This window comes from Novipirellula sp., assembly GCF_041583735.1.
In the GTDB taxonomy this organism is placed as follows: domain Bacteria; phylum Planctomycetota; class Planctomycetia; order Pirellulales; family Pirellulaceae; genus Novipirellula.
The window spans coordinates 1-23874 of record NZ_JBFHFD010000027.1 but is presented as its reverse complement, the minus strand read 5'-3'; the positions used below and the strand labels follow the sequence as shown (position 1 = coordinate 23874).

Genomic DNA, 23874 nt, shown 5'->3' with positions numbered 1-23874 from the left:
CGTCCGCGGCGTCAATTGTCAACCCTATAGTTTGCCCCCATTCTTTGTCACGACACTCACCAGACCGCAAATTTATCCTCCCGACCGGTTAGACAGCATTCCATAAAAAAACCTCGCTTGGATAATCCAAGCGAGGTCATATTCGTCAAATTGCTTTGTTACTCAGCAATTAGGCAGTCTTCTTACGTCGGCGTCGGCCGGCAAATCCTGCAGCACCCATCAATCCAAAGATTGCGATCGAAGCGGGCTCTGGGATGACACCAAAGCCTCCACTTCCGTCAACATTAGCGTAGAAGTCGCCATTGGTTGGCGTCGCGGGAACGGGGGTGAAACCACTACCGATATCAACCGTATGCGATCCGCTGATATTAGTCAGCGTATTCGAAGTGCGAGTGTCGGTGCTAATCACTTGAGTCGCAAGCAGCGAGTTGTTAACCAACGGATCATACCCACCCGCTAATTGGAAGAAATCGTCCGTTAGATCACCAACAGTTCCCGAGCCGAACTGATCTACCAATTTAAAATCAAAGCTACTTAACGTAGTCGGTCCACCGAACAGTCGCGTCTTCCCTTCGATCAATTCAAACGTCGCGACCAGAACTCCATCTACCGAGTTAGCAATGTCACCCACTGTAAAGTCATCAGGGGTTGATACATCAAGGTAGAGATCCAAAAAACCACTGGTAAGGTGATTAAACAAACCAAACCCGTCAACACTAACAACCCCAGCCAAATCTCTCAGCACACCAGTCAATTGAAACGACTTAGCTTGACCAAGATCAAGTGGATCCCTTGAACCGCCTCCTTCGAGCGAAACTTTGTCGATCAATGCATGACCAACAACTTTGATGCCGTCACCAACACCAAACGAGCCGTCACCGTTGTCAGTTGTATTAACAGCCACTCGGCCGGTCGCAGAACCAAATGATATGTCCCCGAAATTCACACCATTAACACCATCGATATTTGTCAATGCAGCGTCAACAGCACTCAAGTTAAAGTTAACTGCCTTGTCGAACACAATCCCAGCCTGAGCGGCAGGCGTGACCAAGAGCGATGCTGCACCAAGCGCAGCCGTAATTAGAAGTAATCTCATTTTTGATATCCAGATTTTTTTGTAAACAGAAAATTCAAAACACAAACGCAACGGAGTGCTGCGGTGGCCTGAGAATTCCGTCTAAATCTGGACATGGCGGCAAGACACTGTTGGCAAGACACAAACGACTAGCCAACGCGAGACAACCGTAAGAATGAGCACCGCCATCCGACAAAGCAATTAGTGGTGCAAATGACGAAACCGAAATCGTCGACCCGCTCATCCCTTGAGCATCACGGTGCGTCAGAAAAGGATGTTCACTGTCGGTATTCTTCTTAAATTCGGCGACAATGAGCGACCTGAGAACCGCTTCGGAAGGTCGCACGGACGACAACGCGTCATGTGATGTTGCGCAGATAAAACCAGCTTCCGCATTGGATACTGCGAAAGTAAGGGCGAGAACGATTAGTGCAACAACTCGGTTCATGGGGATTATACTACCACCCAGGCAATCCACTTGCAACTCGTCCCATCCTGAAAGACGAAAAAGCGAACCAAATGGTGTTTACTTCAACACCGATATGTACAAGTGTGCGCCCCTATTTTAAAGGCTTTTTCTACTATCAATGCGATGGAAACAGTCAACGTCATTGCGACGACACCGAAGACCAGGGGTGTTGCCATCACACTGTGCTGCAAGGACCTCGCAGCCCAGATCACCCCTCCCAGCACCGGTTCATGGAAAAGATAAATGAGGTAGCTTAGCCGCCCGGTCATTAGCAGTACTCGGCTGTCAAAAAAAGTTCTAACGACATTCGAATGCGGAACAAGGCTAACCGCAACAGCCAGCAGGAGCGGAACGACTGGAAACATGTAGCGAAACGAAGGAATGCTAAAGATCGTCAAAACCGGCGTCGAAATGATGGCGACGACCGCGAGACAGATCAACAAGATAGCCGCGTCACATCGAACTGGAATTAGTTTTAGTTCCATTTTCAATAGATGCCCGCGAGCTAAAAACGCCCCCATGCCAAGGACAAACAGGGGCATATGCGGAAGCAGACTGTGGTCTCGGAGTATTGCATCCGGCCCAAACCATGCGGGATTCACGGATGCGGGTGTCATCCACATGACCATCGCCAGCAATTGCGCCGCCACGGCAATAGTGCAGAAGGTCAGTAGCAATCCGCCAGGACTTCGGACCCCCAATCTTGACGAAACTGTCATCACCACAGCGAATGCGAAATACCACTGCACAAAAACCGCGATCGCCCATAGGGGTGACGTGATGCTGTAGAGACTGAACTCAAGGAAATTGTGCAGGCAGAAAATATGCAGCAAGAGGTCAAGCCAACCTCGCAAGCTTTGCCAATTCCCACCCGCCAACCACATGGTCAACATACAAACGTAGTATGCCGGCAAAATGCGATAGATGCGTCGAGACGCAAATTGGCGAACACCAGCAAGTGACGCTAATTGCTGCCCTTCGGGCGTGAAATAATTTAGACTGGCGAAAAAGCCGGAGAGGATCATAAAGACAGCAACACCAATGTTTCCGTTCTGGAGAAACTGCTCTAAATCGAATGGGCCCCAGTTTCCGTTAACCCCGGTTTCTTGTTGCCAATGAACAAGAAACACAGCAGTACATGCCAAACCGCGTACTCCATCCAGCCCCGGGATTTTTTCTCGTGACGCCCGATTTGCAGCCGACGCTGAACGCAATGACTTGATCACCGTGACTTAAGCCTCCACCAATTCTTGATGTCCACCATTAGCCAACCAGGGCAGCATGTCGACACGAATGTTGATTGAGGTCCAGGATTAGTCCTCCGTACCAAAAGGCGCAAACGTTACCCTAGCAACCGAAAATCCAAGCCAAATTCCCCCCGCTTGTGTAAGCAACCCGATACCACCCGCCGTCCGAGTTCCTTCAAGCAATTGACCAGTCTCCATGATCAACGCAATCGAGACTGCGAGCGGCAGGATCACGTACCTTGCCATCGTGCGAAGCAACGAAACAGACAGTCGCGATGCCCCGCCCCCTAACAAGGATCCGAGCCCCACTGCAAGTAAAAAGGCCCGAAAAACGACAAACAAGGTCTTTAGACCGTTTGTCTCTACGTCGTGGAATGGACTGGAAAACAATTGATTTAACCTTGCTTTGAGTTGTTCGGAATCAGTCACAAAGTCGAATGGGTACCAACTCAACAATGACCACAACGCACCGTAAACCATCGCCACTAAAAACCAGTCGCTCGATGTCGCCATCCATCTTCGTTTTGATGTCGGTTTTCCCATACCGACGTGCGTCTGAACAGGAGACTCGATTGCTGCGAACAACACTGGTGCAACCAAAAGTCCACTGGCCACACCGAGCGAGGTGAAAATTGCGTCCGTGGACGAGGCGACTCGGCCGTCGATTGGTATTTGCAACAATTCGGGCAGCGCGCCTAACGCTATTGCGGCAAGACAAATGTTGGACTGCGGTTGCCCCTTCACGAATAGGCTTGCGATTGCCCGTCTTGCCCAAATCCCTAAAGGGATACCAAGTATAAAACTAACGCTCCACTGGTAAAGGGAGTTTAATGTAAAGATCGGATGACAACTGAAAGGAACCAGTTCGATCTGCCCCCTTGTCCACTTGCGGACGATGGAGACCGGCGACAGGATAAGATCGAATGGTGCGATGGACCAAACGATCACGCCAATGGCTGTCAGCGATACCAACGCATTGATTCGGGAATCGAGTTTCTGACCGCGTAGCGTTTGAGTGATCAAACCAGAGACCGATGCCCCACAGCACCACCAGGTGATTACCCCGAACAGTGCTCCGATAATTTGGGCTTTGACGTCTCGCAAGGAAGCCACCCGAGTCGGCAACCATCCTTGTCCCGTCTCGCAAAGAAGACCAAGCGATCCTGATGCAACGAGCGTTATTGCAGCCAGCAATATTGGTCGAGCAATGCCTAAAGCGGGCCCTGGTGAAGGTCGACGCAATAGACACTTCGTTCGCAAATCAAAGTACCCAACAAGAAAAAATCCAAGAGGGATCGCGATCATTATGTTCGCAACGAAATCAGCATGGGAGTACTCAGGCGCTATTCCGGCGATGATCAACTGACTACGGACCTCCGCTAGAGTATTGGGTCCAAAATTGAACGGTGCCCAGGAGACGACTACGAGCGACATCGAAACAGCTAGAGACGACCAGCCTAGAACACCAACGGCCGTTGTATCAACCGAAGACTCTTGCAGCGGAGATGATTGAGTCATTGTCCCACAGGCTTTACTGAATGTCCGTCGCAACCCGATACCGCGCCGAGGCGAACGGCCTCAATGTAATTTGATCCTGGTGCACCAATCAGGCACCCCACTAAAAAGAACATTAGCCCATCATCATGACGACTGATCGCAATACCACACCCAAACATCCCCATCACGGACGCGAGCTTCGCCGATGACACAATCCACTCGTCTAGCGACCGGTGGGATCGCCATCGCTGCAACATGCAAACCATCCCCAGCAATAATGGCCCTACCCACAAGACGGCGCCAACAAGTCCGAGTTCAAGAACGATGGCCAGAAACGTATTGTGTACTGCAACCAACCGCAACGAACCTCGTTCCCGCGAAATGGCTGCGGGCCCCTGTCCCGGTCCCTGCCCCCACCAGAGACGCTGTCCTTTAATCGCTTGCGCGGATGCTTGCCAGAGTTCAAGACGGGACTGAACGTTGGGGGCTTGTTCGCGGTGTTTAATCACGGAATCCAACCGTTCTTTCAAACTCGCCCCATCGAAGCCGGGGACGTAAGAGAAACAGATCACCGACGTGATCAAGAAGATGGCGGCGAGAGCGATTGCCCTGCGCCCGATACCTACGATCAAAGTCAAGCAAGCGATCACTAGTCCAATCGCCCCACCCCGATTGGCAGTTGCCACTACGGCGGCAATGGCGGCAACTGTCGTGAGGCCCCAGAAGCCGCGGAAGGTTATCCTTCGGCATTGCAGAGCAGACGCGGCGCAAAGCGGGACCAGTGCGACGAGCAAGAATGCGACATCTCCGTCTTCTTGCAATTGGAACGTCCAAAGAAGGCGAACAATGGTGGTGACAGCTAGAAAAGTAGTCAATTGAGATATCGCTACTCTGCGACTAATGGTGATCCCCAAGTAACACATAGCTAGTCCCGCCAACATTCGCAGCGGAGAGTGTTTCAAATCCCCAAACCAATTCGCATCTGGAGTAATCAATTTACAAACGATGGAGAGGCCCACCACATAGATGGCAAAAACGGCTATCCATCGTTGGCCAATCTTCGCAGCGACGTGCTGGAAAGATGAGTCGAAACAACATTTACTATCACTAAAGTGTTCGCCTGGATAACGCTGCTTCCATACGAGCATCACCGCGAAAAATGCCACAATTTCTGGCACGAAATGCCGCAGTATCCATTCGCATTCTGGTTGATACCGTGGAACGGAATAGCTGGCAACCAGATACGCAAACAAAGACCAAATCGGCGAACGACACGAAAGCACGAGCAAGCTCGCAACAACGGCAATCAGAACAAAAAGTGAAGCGGGAGGCCCCCAGTCTTCGGGGATCCAACCGAGTTCTGGCACTGGTTGCCAAGTCCAGTTGACGCCCAACATCCCAAGTTGAACGACCGCAAAGACTAAGCACAGTGCAATGTAGATTCGTTTCGTCATCATCACCGATGTGAGCGAGCAACGCTAGCGAGAGCGTGTGTGACGAAGTCTTCATTCACAGCACGAGAATGCAATATCTGAATTACCAGCATGGAAGCAAAGGCTCTATGGAATGCCACGAACGATTGATGGGCCAATCAAATTTGCAATCGGCAGCGGCAATTTCTGCCATGCCGCAATGGCAAGTCCGTATTTTGCGTTGTCGGGTCTTACCGCGTTGACGTCGCCTTTGCGACGATAGTACTGCCAGGCTACTTCCGAGGGCGTGGCGCCCCATTTTCGCTTGAAATCGAAAGTCGGCCCTTCAGGCGTACTACGACCAAAATCAAAGGTATTGGCTCCGCGGTGGATGGAGCGTCGAATCAATTGCCAGTACATCCAAGTGTTGACCGCCGACTTTCGATGGGCTCGTAGCGCGCTAGCCGAAGGTACTTCACTGAGCCCCTGATCGAAATGCAGCGTCATGGCGCATGCAATGGGAACACCAGCCTTCTGAACCACACACAATTCAGCTTGGTCGCCCATCTGATCGAGAAACTCGCTAAACAACCCCAGTGAATAGACCGGGGTCCCCAGATCCCGCATATTCTCGGAAAAGACTTTAAAGAACGTAGGCATCAATTCATGCCCTCCGAATCGAATGTCGAAGTCTTGCTTATCGCCTTTGCGGACTTGAGTTCGAACGGTCGAGCGACATCCTTTCCATGCTTGTTCTTCGTCGACGACCGGCATCCGCATCTGAACTTTTTCCGAGCGTAGATCCGACAGTTTTTCATGATCAACCGCCGTTTCGTGTCGAAGCTCTAAGAAGCGAACATCCAATTCATCGGCCAACGTGACCGCCCGATCAATCAGAGCTTTCCGCGTTGCAACGTCAGTCGCAACAACGCCGCCCCAATTCAGATACGGCAAGCTGACCAGGTAACGACCGAAAAGCATCGTATTGACGTCTACCAACGGCAGGACACCAACGATTTCGCCTCCGCGAGTTGCCTGAATCCAGTATCCGCGATGCGAAAGCCCTCGACAGACAGCGCGAACAATATTAGGTGACGCGTGAGTCCCCGCAATGCCGTGTTTTTGAGCCCATTGTTTCGCTCTTTGATCGTCTTCAGTATTTAGCTGGTCGATAGGCGAGCATTGGACTCGCAGTTCACTAGTTCTTGGCATTCGTTTTTTGTTAATGTTTGAAGTAAGAATGGGTATTTTACCCTGGATAGACCGCATTGCGCCGACTGTGTCGCGACCGCACATTGCAAGCAGAGGCCCCCCAATTCGCTGGAAACATCAGTTTTGGCAATTTCCGATCGTCCTAAGCTTGGTATGAGCCCCCAGAGCAATCGATAGAAATCACGCCGCTTTCTAATGAAAGAGTTTTCCGGATAGGCAAATGACATAGGCTGGGTTGACGTCAAGACCACCTACCTAGCTATACTCAATGCCTCCTTTTGTATGTCAAACTAATGCTCAGCCTTTTTTAAATGCGAGGATCGGCGCAGTTAAAAAAGGCGCAATAGTTGCTCTACAAACGATCCTAATGCCTGGAACATGGGCTCGTATAAGCACTGGTGTTTCTTAGTATTTACCCCAGCAATTTCTTCATCAAATTGAGATTAGGTAGATTGTGAGCAGTCTTTTTACTATGCGTCGTCGTCGTTCTAGAGTCAATGCATGCAAAGCATTCAGAAAACTCGAAGTCCAGCAACTTGAGTGTCGTAACCTATTGGCTGCGTTGCTTCCCGGTCCGCACGGTATTCCTGATTTTGTTGATGACGAAACGGTCAGCACTGTCGCCAGCGGGCACTGGGGTGATGCTGCGATTTGGTCAACTGGGCGAGTTCCTGGAGCATCGGATCGTGTTTTGATCCAAAACGAACACGATGTGGTGTTTGATAACGGTGAATCGGATGTCCTAGCTATCGGAGTTCACGGCGAATTGGAAATCTCCGCGTTGCTGCGTGTCAAGGATTTCGTCGTTTACGAAGACGGCAGTCTTTTGATGAACTCGGGAGCAGAGGTGGTTTTCGCTGACGTAGCCAATTCGATTGACGACCCGCTGCAATGGGGCACCGGTTTGATTGTCCAAGGCGAGTGGAAAGCGACCGCAGAAACCAAGACTCCTTACGTGCGAGCCGTTTCGGACATCCCCGCAGGGTCGACCCATTTCACGGCTGACGAGTTACCTTTGGGCTGGGCTGTCGGTGACGTACTGGCACTGCCCGAGACCGCACAGTCGGTTGTCACTAGGTCTGGAAAACCGCTGGAAGAATCGGAAACGGTGACGATTGCTAAGATCGAAGGAAAGACGATTCATTTCACCTCTCCGGCTAACTTCAATCACAACGGCATCTCCCCGAATCCTTTTGAAATTGAACGGTTTGCCCACGTCGCCAACCTGACTCGTTCGATTGTTTTGCGATCCGAAAATCCGCAAGGGTTCCGAGGCCATACCGTTGCGACGCACAAAGCACAGGTGGATCTGGAGGGTGTTGCGTTTGTGGGTCTCGGTCGAACATCAGCGGACGAAGCGGTCGACGACACAGTGATTTCCGATGCTGGGAACGTAATCCACGTTGGCACCAATCCTGCAGGGCGTTATCCATTTCACACTCACCATTTACATGGAAGCGTGGCACTGTCTGATTCCGTCGTTCAGGACGGTTTGAAGTGGGGTATTACGATTCACAAAACCAACGACGGATTGATCGCAGACAATATCGTTTATGACGTCGATGGCGGTGGAATAGTCACCGAGGACGGCGACGAAATTGGCAATCAATTTCTTGGTAACTTGATAATCAAAGTCGATGGGGGCCATCAGACCGGTGATATTCGAGGTGGAGCAAGACAAACGTTGCCTCCATCTGTTAGCAAACCCTCGGTCGAAATCGGTGCTGATGGATCGGGATTTTGGTTTCGCGGTCCTGCTAATGTCGTTGAACGCAATTTTGTCTACGACGCAGCCAGCTACGGGTACAATTACAACGGATACTATCGAGAAGGCGAAACACTTCAAGTCACATCGTTTCGAGACAATGAAGTTGCAGCGAGCCGTGGTGGTCTGTGGGCCACTTGGTCTCAATCTTGCTGCAACGCGGATGACTTTACACGTCAAGTGTTTGAAGACTTACTGGTGTGGCATGTTAGTGTACAGGGCGTGCTCGCGTATCACGAAGCGGAAATGACGCTTCGCAATACTACCGTGGTGGGCAATCCGAATATCGCAAGCTCAAATCAAGGCAGTGAATACACCCACACAGCAAGATCCACGATCGCATATGATTTTAGTCATTCAGAGTATGAGAACCACAACTTAATTCTGTCTAACATTCGGGCCAGCGGAAACAACATTGGACTGCTAGTTTCTCCCAATGCAGGAGATGGCACTCTACTTGATGGCGCGGTTCTTCAGAACTACATCAATATCGGACTCGACAAATCATTCGAGAGCCCCGATTTGACAATGAGCAACGTGCAATTCCTTCCCACATTTGTAAAGAAGATCAGCGGCATTTATCCAGATTTGCCTGCCAATATTTGGCAAGAATCTGTCGGAACAGTTTCGCCTGGCGAGTTTGCAACGGGAGACAGCGGTGCCGAAGGGCCGCTTCCGACTGTGGAAGCAACGACAGTCCTCAAGCTGAAAGGGAGTGAGGGTGACGATGTCGTGACGGTCGCTACGCATGGCGAATTCATTGATCTAATTTTAAATGGTGTTCGAACCACTTTTCCACTAGGCAACATTTTGTCGATCGAGTTCAGTGGAGGGGCAGGCAACGATCACTTTACTAACGCAACACATCTTCCGTCGAACATCAGTGGAGGCTCCGGTAATGACATTCTGTTCGGCGGATCCGGAGACGATACGATCCACGGTAACGATGGAGATGATTTTATCTCCGGTGGCGATGGCGACGATGTGATTTACGGAGATCTTGGAAATGACCAATTGCTAGGTGACGCTGGCGTCGACCGAGTCCGCGGTGGCGATGGAGACGACCAAATCTTTGGCGGCGACGGAAATGATCACACGCTTGACGGTGGACGCGGAAACGATCATATCGATGGCGGCAGTGGGGGGGATCGCATATTTGGAGGTGATGGTGATGACGTTTTGTTCGGGGGAACGGGTAACGATCTTCTTGTCGGGAACGCGGGACGCGATGTAATCTTTGGCGAGGCTGGAGATGACACCCTATACGGTGACGACGAAAAGAGCGTCACTATTGAAACGGGTATCGATCGCTTGGTGGGCGGAAGCGGCAAGGATCGTTTTCGACCCGGCGGATCCGCAGACATCGTGTTTGGATCCATCGATGATCTGTTTTTCACCGCCGCCGATGATCGCGTCTTGCGACTGAACGAGGCCAGCCAAGAGATTGACGCCTTTGGAAGAGAGAAACTGATCCGATTGCTCGAGACCAGTTTTCAGCTTGATCGTGAAGAGGCACTACGTCGCATCTCGACGATGTAGCGTATCTGCGGATACCCGCTCAACTGTGGCCGCTAGATGATTGTGCGACGGACAAGGTGCGATCCGCTTGTTTCCAGGTCGTCTCTTGACGTCCCAAGAGCCCTTTCACCGTCCCGACCGCCATCGCGACGTGGCTCATCGTAAAGTAGAAAGCGACGCCACCAATCTTCGTATTGCGGAACGCCAAAGAGAATGTTGCAAGTATCGCCAAACTATAGAAAGCCGCCTGTGACAAGAACGTCATCTTGTACAAGGGATGCGCCCCCAACATTGTGAGAGCCGCGTTTACGGTGAACAGGACTGCGAGCAAAACGGGATTCGCCCAACGAAGAGCTTTGTGAGACAGAAATTGCCAAAGCTCTACGGGTCGTGTAACCGGCGGCCAGAACCCACCACGCAGAATCTGCACCGATCCCGCCGACACCCGGACCCGTCGCCGCCATTCTTGTCGGGCGGTTGGGGTAGCCGTTTCGATCGCGAATGCTTCTGGCTCATATGCGATTCTAAATCCCTTACGGATAACTCGCATGCTGGCAATAAATTCTTCGTTGAGCGCCCAACTTGGCAGTGTGTCAAATAGTGATCGACGGATGACATACATACCACCATCGACGCCCATCACGGAGCCCAATTTAGACTCGCCAAGTTGGATTGCCCGCTCCAGTTTGTAATAAGTACTTTCGCCTTCTCCAAAATTGGCTTCGTGGCTTTCCAATCGCACGTCACCTGTAACGGCACCGATCGCAGGAGTTCCGAAGTGGGCTACTAAGCGTTTTAGTGCCTGCGGATCAAACATGACATTCGCGTCACATAAAAAAAGCACTTCGCCTTTGCTCTTTGCGATAGTCTCGTTAAGTACCGATGGTTTACCACGTCTTGTTCGATAGTCGTAAAATTTGACTCCCGCATCAACAAATTGCGAGGCGATTTCTGCAGTTGAGTCATTGCTTCCATCACTGCCCAGCAGTATCTCAAGTTTTTCGCGTGGGTAATCAATCTCCAATGCATTTTCCAGTTTTCGCTTGAGGACGCTCTCCTCGTTATAGGCGGCGATTACCAAAGAAACAGTGGGATATTCGTCCTCAACAAAAGTCTTGCTGCCTTTGAGTTGTCCCACAAAAAAAAGGACTCCCGGGTAAATGATGAATCCATAAAGCAGTCCAATTGCTGAAATCCAAAACGCAGCTAACAAAACTAAATTCACGATTGGTTTTCGCTATCTCTGCGACGCAGGTACGGGAATGTCACGGTTGGATCCTGGTCGCAATGCGTTAGGTCCACTGTCAACAGGGGGGAACTCAAATGCACTTCCAAGTACACGAGCATAAACATCAGCGACACGTCTCATTCGATGTTCAAAATTGAAGGACGATTCGATCGTAGTCCGAGCATTACGACTTAGGCGATCGCGTGATTCGGGACTGCCGGCAAGATCCGCTATCGCGCCGTAGAGTGCGGGAACCGAATCAGAATCAATCAATTTTCCGTTGTGATCGTTCTCAATCAGCTTAGGCAAACCCGCGATGCGGGTGGCAATCACCGGCGTCCCCATCGCCATCGATTCCAAAACAACGTTCGGCAGGCCTTCTCGAAGACTGCTAAGAACAAAAACATCGATTGCTTGAAAGAAGAGCTTGATGTCCTTTACATGCCCGATTAATTGCACATGCTGCGTGCACCCCAGTTCTCTAATCAGTTGTTGAAGCGACGCTCGCTCTCCGCCTTCTCCAGCAATTTTAAGACAGACCCGGACTCCGCTGTCGATCAGTTGCGACACCGCACGAATGAGTAGGTCGAATCCCTTTTCAGGCGACAGACGGCCCATTGCACCGAGAACAATCGTTGACTCCCCCCAACCAATTGTTTCGCGAGCATCGCGAATACTCATTGTCCGACGGAAGTCGTTCGTGTCGATGGCATTATGAATAAGGTGGCAACGATCGTCATTTACACCAATTTTCAAGCATTGCTCGTACAGGTCTTCGGAAACGCAGATGACTTGATCGTATCGCCGAATCGCAAACCGATCGACCGCATAGTAGAGCGGTGTTTTCCATGTGTGTTGCACCCAACCGTGAACCGTGGTCACAAGTTTCATTGGCCATCGACGGCGAACCCACAAGCCGAGAAGATCCGTTTTGTAATCATGTCCATGCCAAATCGTTACGTTTTTCTCCCGGCATATTTCAGTGATTCTGTTTAGGACTCCCATGTCAAACGGACCGGTGTCGCGAACCGACAAGAAAGGTGCGTGCATAGCATTGGCCCTGGCGACTAAGTCAGGTCCGTCCGCCTCGCTATGTAAGTATGCACAGTACGAATCGATACCCAAGGAACGTAGGAATCGTGGCGAGTTAAGGATCGTTTTCTCGGGTCCCCCCCCCAATCCACTGATGCATCGAGCATGCAGAACCACAGGCCGTTGAGATAGTTGATCGCTCGATGGCATGATGTGGCCAGCGTGATGTTCTGCATTCATTTATTTACCAATGGTATGCTTTTTTGGTCACGAGGCACCCTCGCGTCAGACAACTGCTGGTACCCTTGGTGGACTTTTTCTTGAACGGATTTCCAATCGAAACATTCTTCGACAAGGCGACGTGCTGCATGGCCCATCTCAGCTCGCTTTTCCGGTGACGCCATCAATTCTTCGATTGCGGTAGCAAATTCTGCCGGTGAGTCGGCAATTAGAATTTGATGACCATGTTCGACAGGAATTCCCTCTGCACCTTTGCTGGTCGACACAACTGCTTTTCCCATAGAAAACGCCTCCAGAATTTTGAGGCGGGTGCCACCACCGGTTTGCAACGGCACAATGAAGACGCTCGCCCGATGAACAAATGGACGAACATCAGCAACCGTCCCCGTTACATTGATAGACCTGCCATCGTGAAGCTTTTGCAGAGAGGCTGGCGGAGTCCGCCCAACTAGATCCACGCAAACTGAAGGACGCTTTGTTTTTAGCAGCGGCAACACTTGGTGGGCGAACCACAGTGCGCCCTCTTCATTCGGAAAGTAACTCATCGACCCGGTGAACACGAGTTGATCTGGGTTCGTTTCTAGATCCGATGGAGAGAAAAAATCGCTGTCAACACCATTGGGGGCAACGATGCAATGAGCATTGTCAGCGATATCAGAGAACAAGCGAGCATCGTTATTTGAGCAAACAAGAGTTAGGTTCATACGCGAGGCCACTTCGGACTCGCAACGCCTGAGTGCACGGGACTCTCTGGCAAAAACGACACGTCGAAAAGGATTGCGAGCCCGATCACGAACCCCCTCGGCAATTTGCGCCAAACAATTGTGGCTATCAAAGACCAAAGGAACCTGCCATGGTCGCTTGAGTGCAAAGAAGGCGGTGTCCAACATGTTCATATGGATCGCATCGAAGTTACGTTGCGATATTAATTGGTCCGCAACATTCAAAATGGCATCGGAAGCATTCTTAATCACAAATAGTGGTGGTCGAAAACGGTTACGGATCAGATTGGACATCACTCGCCTAGAGACGCTGGGTTCCTTCACCGCAACCACTTCACATAATTCCGAGAGTGCTGCAATCGCTTCATCTGGATTATCGGCTGCAGCATGAGAAACCATCGTTACGTTGTGATGTTCGCAGAGCCCCTTCAAAATGTGAAAGGTTCTAAGATTGCCTCCATCATGCAATGGATAAGGGAACTGTTCTGTTAGGAAGAGAATATTCAATGGAAAGACTTTGTCTCAGATATAGCATTGTTTAGCAACGTCGGCAGATCATCAAGGCTGTCCACGAAAAGCGAAATTAGCCGAGTCTCTACGAGATGCGAAACATTTTAATCTTAGAGAGACGAAGCTGCAGTTCACTCAGATGAGTTAGTGCTACTTGTCAACAAAGGTTCGATTCGTCGGACAGTACGTTTTTCGATTGTGAATCATCTCTGATGAGAAGACTAACGTTTCTTTAACAGGATAAAGAAACTACATGCGCATTTTGGATCTTGTTTAAACAGCCACGGGTCGAGATATATGAAAGGTTGAATTGCCCAAGCCGCAAACCAGCGGGCGGCAAACCCCGCTTTACCCGGCAGCATCGCTTCTGCTGCCCGCTCAGCAAAATGTACGATCGCACTGATTGGCCCCCGCGTCGGTCCACCCCAAATCACGTCGCATTGATGAACCAGCATTTTCAGGCCTTCCGGCGAGTACCGAAAATAGTCATCTGGGTCAGCGTGAACAATATCGAGTTTTTTAGACATAGTGAGCACTCTCAGGCTCAACTGACGACTCTGTACCAAAGCCGATAAAACTGCTTCTTGAGACCAGAAAATGGATTTGGAGATGATGCTGCAGCGGATCGGCAAGAAAGATCCATTTTGCCATCGATCGAGTTTGACAGTACGGAATTGTACGCATCCTTTAATTTCAGCTCGGCAACCCAGTGTTCCACCTGTTGCTGTTTCGCAGAATCAATTTTTAATTTCCAACGTTCTGCATCCGCTCGCTCAGGATGGTGCATGCGTTTGGCATAAGTAAAAACAGCATCAGATAGCGGCTTTACCGATTCGGAGACCCGCTTTATCACTCGTTCGGGATCTCGCACCAGATCTTCAAAGGCAACCACGAGCGAGTTTTCTGACGAGTTTCTAATTTCGTCGCAATCGCGAAGCCATCGTCTCGCGTTTTCTTCAATCGACGCATTAGAATCATGCCTCGCTATCCCGCTCGTGATCGCGGCATGCGGCTCACGAACCATCTTGACAAACACTGTTGAAGGAAATAACCGCGAGATTAACGCCGCATGTCTCAGATTAGATGGCGTCTTCAGGACTAGCGTTTGTCTGTCTGCACGAAGCATTGTAAGAAACTGGCTAAACGCCTCGACAGAATGAGGACACTTGCCCATCTCTCGCTCGGATTCCACCAAGCGATGAAGTGTCGTCCCCAATGCATCTTCGTTGATACCATACGAATCCTTGTCCTGCGTTAGACAATTAAACATAAACGTATTGCCAGAACCAACGGCACCACACACAAAGATATTTTGAGGAACAGATTCAGATTCAGTATTCATGTCGGTTGGGTGCTCATATTTCTTTTCGGATAATTCGCGAGTCGCTTCGCCTGTTTCTTAGCACATGTTAATAGCACGTGAGCTTGGTAGCCTGGCGACGATGAAGCCACTGCACAATTCGTCTAGTTCAGGTGTTAGCCATCGAAAGGTTTGACACGTTGATTCGATCAACTGCAGGGTCATCGCCCTCCAATATATTGTCTTCTCGACCGTGTTCTGTTGCTCTCATCGCTTCGTCGGAGTAAACGACACTGAACCCTAACGCCAAAGCATGCCACCAGAAGAACCATTCCCCACGAAGGCCGCTGATAAACACCGTTGTAACCAGAAACATAACAAGTGTGGCATCAATGCAACCTCCCAAGAATGCCGTCCTTACATCGCCGCGTCGGTGCGCAGCGGCAACTGTTTTGCGTACAGCAAACCATGACGTTGCCAAGGCAGCAAGAAAGATTGCAAGGCCTTGAACTCCCCAACTGGCCGCCGTATCGAGAAAACCATTTTGACTAGCGCGAAACGTGTTCTGCCATTCAATTGGGATATATGTCTGGCCCAAATGGCTCTTGAAAGCGTTACCTCCCGACCCGAGGGGGCGATCTTTGATCATGTCAAAGGTCGACTGCCATAAAATTAACCGACTCTCGGCAGCAATATCTCGCTCTTCTTGCTCTGCGAATGTGGTACTAAATCGCCCAAACACCTTTTCTTGCTGCTCTGGCCCCATAATCACAAGCGCCCCCATCGCTGCAATGACAAGAGCGGCCATTCCATGGCGTCGCACTTTTCCTTTGGATTGAAGAATAAGCCACGCGGCACCAAGCAGCAAACCAAGCAGCCCGCCCCGACTAAGGCACTGAAGGATGGCTTCCGTCAGCATCACACAGCAAAACAGCGCGAACAGCTTCTCTTTAGTCTTGCCAAAAAAGACAAGGAAACCACCAATAATGGCAGACTGAGAGAGAACGGGACTGACAAAATTAGAACTTCCGCCCGATGGAAGAGGAAGGCCTTCAAGCCGCCCATGGTGGTAGGACCCCGCTTTGAAGAAGTAAACCTCGCACGCAATGAAAGCGCCACCGATCAGTAACGTGTAGCTTAGAATCTGAAAGTCCTTGATGTCACGAACTGAAATGATCATCAGAAGTAGCAACACCACCTGTTTCCACATCAGATCGAGCCATTTCCAGCTTTCCTCGGGGTCGGAACTTGACGAGAAAATTAGATGCACGAACGTGGCGTTGATGGCATATGCAACAAGCAACAGCATGACACGTGATTGCGCTTTGGTTAATTCGCTAATGCGAAATCCGCTGAATCCGACACCCGCCAATAAAATCAGAGATGACAAAAGGCTCCATCGTTCGCCTACAGCAGCCAATGGTCCGCCCCACCACCAGAGCACCGGACTCGCAAAAAACGTCATCAAATAAAGTGGGATGCCCCATGCAGGACGTGAAAGCGTCCGCATCGCAAAGTACAAATACAGTAGCAACCAGATGACGGCGTGAGCGCTCATTGATGATCCTCAATCGCGTCAACCGGCGAATCGATACCCGCAGTCTGCAAATAAGCTTCACCATACGACCGAATCATGTTCGGCAGCGTGTAATTTCCAGACACCCTTTCGATCCCTTTTTGGGCGAGATGATGCCTCCGTTCTGGGCTTTCAACCAGAACCTTCAGCGATTCAGTCAGTTCGTCCTCTGCATTTGGCGACACCAGCACCCCTGCTCGCCCATCGTCCAACACCTCCATGGCAGCGGCAACTCGAGTTGCGATAACAGGAACCCCAGATGCCATCGCCTCTAAAATGGAATTCGACATCCCTTCGTTATGAGATGATGACGACACCAGCACATCGATGGCTCGCAGCAACGTATTTACCTGATCAATAATTCCCAAAAAATGAACACGATCAGAAATGTTCAAATCAACCGCCAATTTGACCAACTCGTCCTTCAATGGCCCGTCGCCGGCCAACACCAATCGAACGTTCAATCCCAGACGAAGAAGTTTCGCAATGGAATCAAAAACCAATTTGTGGTTTTTGAAGGGAACGAAGCGAGCGACCATTCCAACCGCCACGCCATCAAGAGGAATTCCAAATTGTTCACGAAGCTGGTGACCATTGCCATCACGAGGACAAAAACGTTTTGTATCGACACCATTAGGGATCGGAGTAATCCGGTTGCGTTCAAATCCGATCTCCTCTGTCATTCGGTCCGCTAGTGCGTTGGAGACGGCCAACACTCGGTCGCTCATCCCCCAAGCGATCCGCTGCGCAATCACCTGGCGTCGGCGATTCATCAGCTTTCCATGCTCACCGTGAATCCAGCAGGGCACACGGGCAACGACATTTGCCAAAAGTCCTTCAAGCAACGTGGGCCAACTGTGCGTATGAAGCACATCCACCTTTCGTCGATGAATTTCACGGGCAAGCCGAATAGGAACCGTCGGGTCATTGCCAAATCGTCGCTGCACATTGAACAGTTCGACGCGGTCCGATGCGAGTCGTCGTTCCATCGGCCCTCCTGCCTCAAAGGTGCAGACCGATGAACGGAACTGTGTTTGCGGCAACCGATTGCAGATGTTCACAACGCCGTTTTCCATGCCTCCCGAGGCGAGACTGTAGACGACATGCATCACGTGTAAAGGTTTTTCGAGTCCTGTCGCTGTGGGACCGCCTACTGAATCACGAGCATTCATAAACGCCCTATCATTAGCTTGACCAGCGATTTGCCCGCTTGCCGATTTGTCGGACATTTGCGGATCGCGTAGAGCAAATCTTTCAACGCCCCTGGGTAGCGACCGCTCTCGCCAAGACAGATCCCCCGCCGGGCGTAAGCGGTCGACCAAATTTCAGATTCGAGAGATGCATCAATCAGATCCTGATGTTCCCGAATGAATCGAGTAATCAACTGAAGAGCGGCTTCGGCAAATGCGAGTTTGTTCGACGTCATTTGGTTGCCCCATTTGCGATGGGCTTCCAACGCCTTGGGAACGAAGTCGAACGGGAATTTCAACGATGCCCGAAGCCAGAAGTCACGATCGCAGACGTACCGAATGCTCTCGTCAAACAATCCAACCTCACCAAAAACCTCTCTTGCGACCACCGCGGCACTCGTGGGAACAAAATTCTGAATGAGCAGTCGCTCATACAGACGATCACCACGAAATAGAGGCCACTGGCATCCCAAAATAGGCTCACCTTTTTCATTGATCAGATCTCGATCCGAGAATACGATTCCCGGTTTTATTTTTTGGTCGAAAAGCGGCATCTGCTTTTCAAGCTTGTCCGGATACCAAAGATCGTCTGCGTCTACGAAAGCGACGTACGGCGCCGTCGCAATGCGAATTCCCTCATTTCGTGCGCTACCATCACCTCCGTTTTCCTTCCAGTGATAGCAAACACGGGAATCGGATAGGTAAGCCGAGACGCATCCTCGGGTGTCATCGGTGGAACCATCATCCACTACAATGACTTCCATCGACTTATAGGTTTGTGCCAAGACTGATTCCAAAGTCTGCGGCAGGAATTCTGAAGCATTGTAAGCTGGAATCACAACGCTCACTAAAGTTTGATTGGAATTCAAGGGTCTATCACATTAGTGTCGCATGCGACAAAGGCAGGCTCAAGAAATACACGGAGATCGTCACCGCTGTCATCCAACGAGGCTTGGTTTCGTCCTGAGCCAATCACTTCACGCATGATCCCAAAGCGTTTTCCATTCGGGAAAATCACGTCCGAGCAAATCCGAAAGTTTGTTCGTGTGTTGTTGCAAAATCGGTCTGGCAAATCGAATGGCTTCGTCTACTGGGACTGCTTTCCTTTCAATCGGCGCTCTTTCCGACAGACGCTCACCAAGGCTTCGAATCGGGGCAGGCACCCCCACTCGAACCGTCTCCCACAGCGAAGATTTCTTGATGGCATAAAGCCAACGAACGCGGCGGGTCACCAACGTTGGCGTTTCGTGAATCTTGGCTCCGATGGATTGCGGAACGAATCCATTGTCAACTCCCAACCACTCATAGAGCTGTTTCATCCAAGACTGGGGTGAGCAGCGAAACTCCTCAAGCGTAAACACCTTTAACCTGTCCGAACCAAACCGATCCAAGTAGGGCTGAAGCTGAAGTGCGTAGTTGCTATAGGCGAGATAACGCTGATCTTCTTGAAACGCTCTCAACATTTCCCTTTTTTCAACCTCGCCGCTTCGCCGACCTTGGTAATGGTGCCAGTACTGGCTGATCGTGCGTTCCAATGGATCTCGCATCAGGAAAATGAATTTCGCATCGGGAGCGAAGTTCTCGATCCGTTCGGGAATGCCCTGGTACGTCGGCAACTTGGTGTAGTGTGTACTTGACTCTCCCACCACCTTGGCATCGCCCGCCTCTTTAAACAGATCCAGGTACCAAGCGAGCCCTCGGCCTAAGTTGACCTCCTCTGCGAAATACGCAGGCTCCTTCAGTCCCGACATAAAAATATCCGGATGATCATTCAGGTAGCGATGTAGTGAACTTGTCCCTGACTTCATCGCTCCGATTAAGAATAGATTGGGTTTTCTCATCGAATCAATCATTTCTCGCTCCCTGCGCTGCCGACCAACGATGAAAAACGGTCCTTCATGTGGTAAAGCCACTGGGGATAAATTCGTTCACACGCGATCTGACGTGCATAAGGTGAATCAGGAAATCCGGATAGATACTCTCGAATTGCATGGTAGCGATTCCATTCGCGACGTGATCTAGCACCAACCGCGTGCTCCGCAAGTGTCCGCATGATGGAAGTCTCGATCCGTCTTCGGGTCTCACCTGCGTCATCCAATGTGTCACTTCGCAATTCAAGCCACTTGACAAGCCCTTCGTGGCGAAAGATCTCGGTCCGAATATCTCGAGATTGGCTCTGTGGATGTCGGCGGTTACCCGCCAGCGGTTCGTCGACTAAGCGAACAGTTCCCTCCTGCAGCAGATCAAGGTAGTACAATGTGTCTTCGCCCCAACGGGTCCATTCGGGAAACCTAGCAACGACACTACGTGGCACCATGACGGTGGAAATAAAAAACGGGTTATTTGCCGCAACCCGATCGAGCCGGTAACGAATTTCAGGACACTCCGTCTTTGGCTCTCGGACGTCAGATCGAGTTCCAAAGTTGTAGTAGTTTGTGTGAATGCAAACGACCTGTGAATCGATTTCAGCGACTTGACGCTGCAATTTTTTCGGAGCCCAAACGTCATCGGCATCCAGAAAGGCGATCCAATCACCTTTCGCTTCCTCGATGCCGCGGTTGCGAGCAACCGACTCCCCTTGATTTTCTTGTTGTATGACACTGACGAATGAACCGTAGCTCTCAGCAATGGCAACGGAATCATCAGTCGACCCATCGTCCACGATGATCACTTCCAGTGGTTTATAGGTTTGAGAACGCACCGAGTCCAACGTTTCCCTGATGAACACACTTGCGTTATAGCAAGGGATCACAACGGAGATCAAAGGATTGTTTTTACTAGTCACGCACCGACCTATTCTTTCATTTTTGACTTAGTGATTTTGACCGTCTAAGCATCCGCGACCGCACGAATCAATCGACTTGGAGGAAGCCCACAATCAATCGACTTTCGCATTGAACTGATATTTCCTCTGTTGCCCGCCGTGTTTAATACTCGAGAAAGCCTGTCGATGTTTTGATCCAAACTATAGTACTTTCGAATGCGAAACGATGCATTCGCACCGAGTTCTCCAGCGTAGCCCGGATCTTTCAACACGCGAAGCATGTGGGACGCCATCCCCACAACATCGCACTCATCGACAAGCAAGCCCGTTTTGTCCTCAATCACGACATCCGGAATGCCGGCGTGCCGAGTCGCGATTACAGGCAATCCCATTGCTCCCGCCTCCAACACGGCCACCGGGGTGCCTTCGCAATCACCATTTTCCCCAACAACGGAGTGCTGCACAAAAGCTCTCGCATTTCGCATTTCTCGCTGAACCGTTTCTGGAGGTTGGCTTCCCAAGAAATTAATTGCGTGGTCGACACCCAATCCAACGGACATGTTTTTGCATACGTCCAGCAGAGGACCATCGCCAATCATTGTTAGCCTCGCTTCCGGAACGTCACGGATCACCCTTGCGAACGCCGAGACTGTAAGGTAGGGGGCCTTTTTTTCGACCATCCGTCCTACAGCAACAAAACGAGGCAAGGCCTTCGCGGGATTAGCACCTTGAAACTCCTCGCAATTGACGCCGTAAGGACAGTAAATGAGTTTTTCAGACGGACACCCTAAATGGATAAGCTGGCGTTCCATGGCATGGGAAACTGCGATGACGGCGACCGCTACTTGGAACATCTCTTTATACGCGGCACGATAGTGATCAAGCACGTCTCGCTTCGTGGCATCATACCCATGAAAGTGAACGACAAGGGGTATACCTGAACGCCGACACGCCTCCAGCACCTTGACTCCCATCACACCGTACTCCGCTAATACTACTTTCGTTCCGGTTCGCCGGAAAGCCTCGATATAGGCGGAATCAATTTCCCATTCCCATTCGCGATTCGCGATCAATCGAGACATCTTGCGTATCGTTTTTGAAAACCAGTCCTGTCGCAGAACACTATCCCCGCTAATGGTTGGCAAACCGCTCTGCAAGTAGACGGTTGCAGAAACGTTAGGCAAATATTCATTGTGTGCTCTGATAAATGTTTCCGATACGGTGTCGAGTTTTCGTTGAATGATGCAAGTTTTCAGTTTTCGTGCTCCATTATTAAAACATGTGGAATTCTTGATGACCGCTGCACAAGACAGTTAACCATGTCCTCATTGGAAAGTGCGTGATTCGCCTGCAAATTCACACTCGGCACACAAAGTTACTGGTGCAATGGTCAATAAGGCATTTAAGTGGCTTTCCATATCTGTTCAATACTGGATTGCATGCTCGAACTCATTGCAAAACATACGATACCGCAAACCTTGTCAATGAATATGGACATCATTGACAAACGATTAATTCAGGCCCGTGTAAGTCTACAACCAACCTCAATCATCGTAAGATGTTTGTGGCGTCAACTTCTTTTGGTTGATTGCACTTCGTGAGACGCTACTTTCGCGTGGTGCGAGCGGAGCCTGCGATGCCTGGCATCAAATATTGCGTGTTTTTGAAGGACTTTTCTGGGCGATCGCCTTTTATAAGCCTCTTGATTAAAGGCCGAAAAATCCAAGAGGAGATATTTCTTTTTGTCTTGCTCATTGGCCGCCGGCGAACCCACAATCCAAGTACTTGAGCTAAAGTTGCATCCCAGCCTCCAGTCGGCCAAAGCGAGATTTCATCAAATCCTGCGGACGCTAGATGTCGTTCAAGCGACCAAGGCGTATACCGATACTCATCATGAGGGCAGTCGTGCAATGGCCAAACAAATGGAACAGTAAAAAGAAAGTAAGCTCCAGGTTTCAAGACCCGATGTATTTCGCCTAAAGTGATGTCTGGATTGGGGCAATGCTCAAGTACCTCGGTTGCCATTGCTGAGTCAAATTCATCGTTGTCGAAAGGCATCTCTACCCCATCCCAGGTGTATTTTGCATCCTCGTACGCTCCATTGTCGTGCAGGTCAAGCGGTACATACTCAGAGACTTGTGAGTTAGACTCAATCAGTTCACGGTAGGGTTGATTGCCCGCTCCGACATCCAGAAACCGACCTCGAAATTGACATGATGCGTCTTCTACGGTTGTTAAAATTGCTTTGCGTATGACGTACAGATCTATGTTTTGCGACGTTAACCTAGGGTTTAAGTACGCTGAATACTTATTCATTTGAATTATTCATTACTCGTATTTTTTCTACTAGTTTTGGAAAATGTATCTGGCATTGATAATCTGGCATGGACTGCGACCACGGACAGTAAGTCATCAATAGCCAAACCTAAAGACAGCTGCGCGAAAGTCGACAATGTTCGCATTGGAAACGGCGTGATTTAGCTGTAAACCTCACTTGGCACACGTAAGAAACTAGCTGATAAGTCAATAGTCTTTTCGCCAGAGCACTCGTGTTGTCTCATCCCGCAAATTAGGTCTTGTTAGCGTACTCTCAAGATCTCCTTAAACATCTTTTTGTCACTTGTATCGTAACAAAATCACTTCGCGATGAGATTGATCTCATAGACGACCATCTTCAATCGCTTGGCTATTCAGTACTTCGCACACGTAAATAATTGCGTTGCATGTAGTTAAGACGCACCTCGCTTACCTAGTGTTGTACAGCACTTCACAAAAAAATTTCCACATGCGTCACGTTGTACTCACGCAGTTTCTTGAAATCAGATCCAGTAGATGCCGTCTATGTTCCCTCAATAGCGGTCCAATCGTCTACATTGACAGACGGAAGCAATGACTCAAGAATAAATTGTCGCCGAGCACCACCGATTGAGCGATTCCATACAAGAACGACAATTAAACGAGAATGGGTCTACCCCACCTAGGCTCTGTCTGAAAACCATGTTGCCCGTTATTTCGTACGAATGAGAGGTAAGTTAGTTCGAACGAAAGGGAGGAGGTAATCATGGTGGGGCGGCATTGCTTAACCGACGATCAATGGGAACTAATTGCGGATCTAGT

The 23874-nt window shown here is 50.2% G+C and carries 18 protein-coding genes; 1 reads left to right on the top strand and 17 read right to left on the bottom strand.

Annotated elements, in window-relative coordinates; all coding sequences use genetic code 11:
• Window positions 1-169: 169 nt before the first annotated feature.
• From ABX962_RS04100 to ABX962_RS04080, 5 genes are all read right to left on the bottom strand, one after another.
• Window positions 170-1096, bottom strand: coding sequence for a PEP-CTERM sorting domain-containing protein (locus tag ABX962_RS04100; RefSeq protein WP_372716879.1), 927 nt, complete (start codon window positions 1094-1096; stop codon window positions 170-172).
• A 510-nt stretch (window positions 1097-1606) separates the two neighbouring features.
• Entirely contained in the window at window positions 1607-2770 is a 1164-nt protein-coding gene (locus ABX962_RS04095) for an acyltransferase family protein (RefSeq protein WP_372716877.1), read from the bottom strand.
• Window positions 2771-2857: 87 nt separating this feature from the next.
• Window positions 2858-4225, bottom strand: a complete 1368-nt coding sequence (locus ABX962_RS04090) for a VanZ family protein (RefSeq protein WP_372716875.1) — start codon at window positions 4223-4225, stop codon at window positions 2858-2860.
• 80 nt (window positions 4226-4305) lie between these two features.
• Window positions 4306-5745, bottom strand: a complete 1440-nt coding sequence (locus ABX962_RS04085) for an O-antigen ligase family protein (protein ID WP_372716895.1) — start codon at window positions 5743-5745, stop codon at window positions 4306-4308.
• A gap of 102 nt (window positions 5746-5847) precedes the next feature.
• On the bottom strand, window positions 5848-6912 hold the full coding sequence (locus tag ABX962_RS04080) for a FemAB family XrtA/PEP-CTERM system-associated protein (protein WP_372716873.1): 1065 nt from the start codon (window positions 6910-6912) through the stop codon (window positions 5848-5850).
• A 472-nt stretch (window positions 6913-7384) separates the two neighbouring features.
• Here ABX962_RS04080 and ABX962_RS04075 point away from each other — a divergent pair, with 472 nt between their 5' ends.
• Window positions 7385-10216 (top strand): calcium-binding protein, encoded by a 2832-nt coding sequence (locus ABX962_RS04075; protein WP_372716871.1) that lies wholly within the window; start codon window positions 7385-7387, stop codon window positions 10214-10216.
• Between the two features lie 19 nt (window positions 10217-10235).
• Here ABX962_RS04075 and ABX962_RS04070 read toward each other — a convergent pair whose 3' ends face one another.
• From ABX962_RS04070 to ABX962_RS04015, 12 genes are all read right to left on the bottom strand, one after another.
• Entirely contained in the window at window positions 10236-11420 is a 1185-nt protein-coding gene (locus ABX962_RS04070; RefSeq protein WP_372716869.1) for a glycosyltransferase family 2 protein, read from the bottom strand.
• Window positions 11421-11432: 12 nt separating this feature from the next.
• Window positions 11433-12665: a glycosyltransferase family 4 protein gene (locus ABX962_RS04065; protein ID WP_372716893.1), complete on the bottom strand. Its 1233-nt coding sequence runs from the start codon at window positions 12663-12665 to the stop codon at window positions 11433-11435.
• 26 nt (window positions 12666-12691) lie between these two features.
• The gene (locus ABX962_RS04060; RefSeq protein WP_372716867.1) at window positions 12692-13924 is read right to left on the bottom strand and encodes a glycosyltransferase; all 1233 of its coding nucleotides are present in this window, start codon (window positions 13922-13924) and stop codon (window positions 12692-12694) included.
• Window positions 13925-14148: 224 nt separating this feature from the next.
• Window positions 14149-14454, bottom strand: a complete 306-nt coding sequence (locus tag ABX962_RS04055) for a hypothetical protein (protein WP_372716866.1) — start codon at window positions 14452-14454, stop codon at window positions 14149-14151.
• A 17-nt stretch (window positions 14455-14471) separates the two neighbouring features.
• Entirely contained in the window at window positions 14472-15269 is a 798-nt protein-coding gene (locus tag ABX962_RS04050) for a sulfotransferase (RefSeq protein WP_372716864.1), read from the bottom strand.
• 127 nt (window positions 15270-15396) lie between these two features.
• Complete coding sequence (locus ABX962_RS04045) at window positions 15397-16785, bottom strand: O-antigen ligase family protein (RefSeq protein ID WP_372716862.1); 1389 nt, start codon at window positions 16783-16785, stop codon at window positions 15397-15399.
• On the bottom strand, window positions 16782-17975 hold the full coding sequence (locus ABX962_RS04040) for a glycosyltransferase (RefSeq protein ID WP_372716860.1): 1194 nt from the start codon (window positions 17973-17975) through the stop codon (window positions 16782-16784). The genes ABX962_RS04045 and ABX962_RS04040 overlap by 4 nt, the downstream gene beginning before the upstream one ends.
• Entirely contained in the window at window positions 17972-18832 is an 861-nt protein-coding gene (locus tag ABX962_RS04035) for a glycosyltransferase family 2 protein (RefSeq protein ID WP_372716891.1), read from the bottom strand. The genes ABX962_RS04040 and ABX962_RS04035 overlap by 4 nt, the downstream gene beginning before the upstream one ends.
• Before the next feature lie 138 nt (window positions 18833-18970).
• Window positions 18971-19834, bottom strand: a complete 864-nt coding sequence (locus ABX962_RS04030) for a sulfotransferase (protein ID WP_372716858.1) — start codon at window positions 19832-19834, stop codon at window positions 18971-18973.
• Window positions 19835-19842: 8 nt separating this feature from the next.
• Complete coding sequence (locus tag ABX962_RS04025; RefSeq protein WP_372716856.1) at window positions 19843-20778, bottom strand: glycosyltransferase family 2 protein; 936 nt, start codon at window positions 20776-20778, stop codon at window positions 19843-19845.
• A gap of 44 nt (window positions 20779-20822) precedes the next feature.
• Window positions 20823-21830 carry a glycosyltransferase gene (locus tag ABX962_RS04020; protein WP_372716854.1) on the bottom strand — a complete coding sequence of 336 codons (1008 nt, stop codon included), beginning with the start codon at window positions 21828-21830 and terminating at the stop codon, window positions 20823-20825.
• Between the two features lie 532 nt (window positions 21831-22362).
• Window positions 22363-23073: a class I SAM-dependent methyltransferase gene (locus ABX962_RS04015; protein ID WP_372716852.1), complete on the bottom strand. Its 711-nt coding sequence runs from the start codon at window positions 23071-23073 to the stop codon at window positions 22363-22365.
• Between the last annotated feature and the right edge of the window lie 801 nt (window positions 23074-23874).

Bases quoted from the DNA above. Each gene is read 5' to 3' on its own strand.
- ABX962_RS04100 (WP_372716879.1), bottom strand. From the start codon at position 1,096: ATGAGATTACTTCTAATTACGGCTGCGCTTGGTGCAGCATCGCTCTTG.
- ABX962_RS04090 (WP_372716875.1), bottom strand. From the start codon at position 4,225: ATGTCGCTCGTAGTCGTCTCCTGGGCACCGTTCAATTTTGGACCCAAT.
- ABX962_RS04085 (WP_372716895.1), bottom strand. From the start codon at position 5,745: ATGATGACGAAACGAATCTACATTGCACTGTGCTTAGTCTTTGCGGTC.
- ABX962_RS04080 (WP_372716873.1), bottom strand. From the start codon at position 6,912: ATGCCAAGAACTAGTGAACTGCGAGTCCAATGCTCGCCTATCGACCAG.
- ABX962_RS04075 (WP_372716871.1), top strand. From the start codon at position 7,385: ATGCGTCGTCGTCGTTCTAGAGTCAATGCATGCAAAGCATTCAGAAAA.
- ABX962_RS04065 (WP_372716893.1), bottom strand. From the start codon at position 12,665: ATGCCATCGAGCGATCAACTATCTCAACGGCCTGTGGTTCTGCATGCT.
- ABX962_RS04055 (WP_372716866.1), bottom strand. From the start codon at position 14,454: ATGTCTAAAAAACTCGATATTGTTCACGCTGACCCAGATGACTATTTT.
- ABX962_RS04050 (WP_372716864.1), bottom strand. From the start codon at position 15,269: ATGAATACTGAATCTGAATCTGTTCCTCAAAATATCTTTGTGTGTGGT.
- ABX962_RS04045 (WP_372716862.1), bottom strand. From the start codon at position 16,785: ATGAGCGCTCACGCCGTCATCTGGTTGCTACTGTATTTGTACTTTGCG.
- ABX962_RS04040 (WP_372716860.1), bottom strand. From the start codon at position 17,975: ATGAATGCTCGTGATTCAGTAGGCGGTCCCACAGCGACAGGACTCGAA.
- ABX962_RS04030 (WP_372716858.1), bottom strand. From the start codon at position 19,834: ATGAGAAAACCCAATCTATTCTTAATCGGAGCGATGAAGTCAGGGACA.
- ABX962_RS04015 (WP_372716852.1), bottom strand. From the start codon at position 23,073: ATGAATAAGTATTCAGCGTACTTAAACCCTAGGTTAACGTCGCAAAAC.